This window comes from Actinomadura sp. NPDC048032, from assembly GCF_040653175.1.
In the GTDB taxonomy this organism is placed as follows: domain Bacteria; phylum Actinomycetota; class Actinomycetes; order Streptosporangiales; family Streptosporangiaceae; genus Spirillospora; species Spirillospora verrucosospora.
Genome location: NZ_JBEZJP010000723.1, coordinates 1 through 2186 on the forward strand (window position 1 = coordinate 1; position 2186 = coordinate 2186).

Below are 2186 nucleotides of genomic sequence, written 5' to 3' on the forward strand. Positions count from 1 at the left end.
GACGCCAGTGACGAGGAGGTCGAGCGCCGCGTCCAGATCCGCACCACCCGGCAGGAGCGGTTCACCTCCCCGGACGCGCCGACGCTGTGGGCCGTGCTGGACGAGGCGGTCGTGCGCCGTCCGCTCGGCGGCCGCGAGGTGATGCGCGACCAGATCCGGCATCTGATCGAGGTGTCGGAACTGCCCAACGTCACGCTCCAGATCGTGCCGTTCGGCGCGGGAGGGCACGCCGCCGCGGGAGGCCCGTTCACGATCCTGCGCTTCGCCGAGCCCGGCCTGTCCGACGTCGTCTACCTGGAGCAGCTCACCAGCGCGCTCTACCTCGACAAGCCGACCGACGTCGACACCTACATGCGCGCGATGAACAACCTGTGCATCACCGCCGAGCGCCCCGACGAGACGGCGCGCTACCTCACCCGCGTCCTGAACGAGCTGTGACCCGTGCGCCTCAGGGCGCGCCGCCGTCGATGACGCGCTGGTCCCGGCTCCGGCTCCCGCCGCGGAACTCCGCGATGACCTCCCCGCCGGGGACGCGCCGCACCGTGACGTCGTAGACGCCGCTCCGCCCGTAGCGGGTGCGTTCGACCGCCGTCGCCTCCAGGACGTCGCCGCCGCGCGCGCTCGCGACGAACACCACGTCGGCGGACGCCGCGACCGTCACGGAGTCATAGGTGTTGCACGCGTAGGCGAAGGCGGAGTCGGCGAGCAGGAACAGATAGCCCCCGTGGGCGATCCCGTGCCCGTTCACCATGGTCGCGGCCACCGTCATCCGCAGCCGCGCCCGCCCCGGCGCGATCTCGGTGATCCGCATGCCGAGGTCCTGCGCCACCTTGTCCTGCGCGTACATCGTCTCGGCGCACCGCCGCGCCACCTCCGCCGCATCATCCACCACGCCAGGGTAGTGATCCCGGGAAGGGCGGCCCCGACTCGCGGGTTACAGAGGGGCGCCCCCATGGCCAGGGCGAAATGAGGAGAGAACCATGTTGTACGGCAAGGAACACGTCGAGCGGTACCAGGCGACCGACGGTGCGGAGGGACACGACTGGAACGGCACCGTCACCCTCCTGCTCACCACCACCGGACGGCGCAGCGGCAAGGAGCACACGACGCCGCTCATCTACCAGACGGAAGGCGACGCCTACCTCGTCGTGGCGTCCAAGGGCGGAGCGGACGAGCCGCCGCTCTGGTACCGCAACCTGCAGGACACCCCCGAGGTGAAGGTGCAGGTGAAGGGCGACAAGTTCACCGCGCGGGCCCGCACGGCGACACCCGAGGAGAAGCCGCCCCTCTGGCGGAAGATGGCCGCCACGTGGCCGGACTACGACGAGTACCAGAAGAAGACGGACCGCGACATCCCCGTCGTCGTCCTCGAACGCGTCTGAGACGCGGGGCGGCGCGGTTCACTTTCGCGCCGCGGCCGGGACGTGTAGCGTCGGCGTAGAACACTCATTCGACCGCCGTCCGTCCGAAGCAGCCGAGGTGCCGAGGTGCCGACGTCCCAGAGTGCTGACGCCAGAGACAGGGCCGACGCCGAACAGCGGGCCGGCGACGGCGGGCAGGCGGCGGACGGCGGCGCCACCGGCGCGGATCCGCTTCCACCGCGGCTGCTGAAGCGCTGGGAGATCGGCGCTCCGGGCACGGCGACCCCGCTGGCGACCGGGCCGGGCGGCCGGAGCTGGCGCGTCGACGCGGCGGGCGGGGCGTTCTTCCTCAGGGAGCACACCGGCGCCGACCGGCGCCGCCTGCTGTTCCAGCACGGCGTCACGGCCGCGCTCGACGCGGCCGGCCTCCCGGTTCACGCGCCCGTGCCGGCGCGGAGCGGCCGAACGGTGGTCACGGCCGCCGGCCGCGGATACGTCCTGTATCCGTGGGTCGGCGGCCGCGGCCGCGGCGGCCTGGAGCTGACGTTCACCCAGTGCGAGGCCCTCGGCGAGCTGCTCGGCCGCCTGCACGCCGCGCTCGACGAGCTCACGCCGCCCGTCCAGCAGAGCATGCTCGTGCCGGCTCCGCGGGCCGCCGACGCGGCCGCCGCCGTCGAGGCGATGCTGCGCGACGTCCCGGACGGGGACGGCACCGACTTCGACGCGCTGACCGCGCGCCGCCTGCGGGAACGCCGCGCCCTGCTCACCGAGTTCGCCGGGCACCAGCCGCCCGACATCGAGGTGAGCACGGTCGGGCACCTGCAC

General features: G+C 73.1%; 4 protein-coding genes. 3 read left to right on the top strand and 1 reads right to left on the bottom strand.

Annotated elements, in window-relative coordinates:
• Positions 1–438, top strand: a 438-nt coding sequence (locus tag AB0C69_RS41525) for a DUF5753 domain-containing protein (RefSeq protein WP_360362264.1), incomplete at its 5' end; no start/stop codon positions are given.
• Between the two features lie 10 nt (positions 439–448).
• Here the strand turns inward: AB0C69_RS41525 and paaI are convergent.
• The gene (gene paaI / locus AB0C69_RS41530; protein WP_360362269.1) at positions 449–847 is read right to left on the bottom strand and encodes a hydroxyphenylacetyl-CoA thioesterase PaaI; all 399 of its coding nucleotides are present in this window, start codon (positions 845–847) and stop codon (positions 449–451) included.
• 133 nt (positions 848–980) lie between these two features.
• Here paaI and AB0C69_RS41535 point away from each other — a divergent pair, with 133 nt between their 5' ends.
• Both AB0C69_RS41535 and AB0C69_RS41540 read left to right on the top strand, forming a co-directional pair.
• Positions 981–1382 (top strand): nitroreductase family deazaflavin-dependent oxidoreductase, encoded by a 402-nt coding sequence (locus tag AB0C69_RS41535; protein ID WP_345186030.1) that lies wholly within the window; start codon positions 981–983, stop codon positions 1380–1382.
• 105 nt (positions 1383–1487) lie between these two features.
• A partial coding sequence (locus tag AB0C69_RS41540) for a phosphotransferase (RefSeq protein ID WP_360362267.1) occupies positions 1488–2186 on the top strand: 699 nt, incomplete at its 3' end.

What these genes read in the sequence shown, in the direction of transcription:
- paaI (WP_360362269.1), bottom strand. Translation starts at nt 847, where the DNA reads ATGTACGCGCAGGACAAGGTGGCGCAGGACCTCGGCATGCGGATCACC.
- AB0C69_RS41535 (WP_345186030.1), top strand. Translation starts at nt 981, where the DNA reads ATGTTGTACGGCAAGGAACACGTCGAGCGGTACCAGGCGACCGACGGT.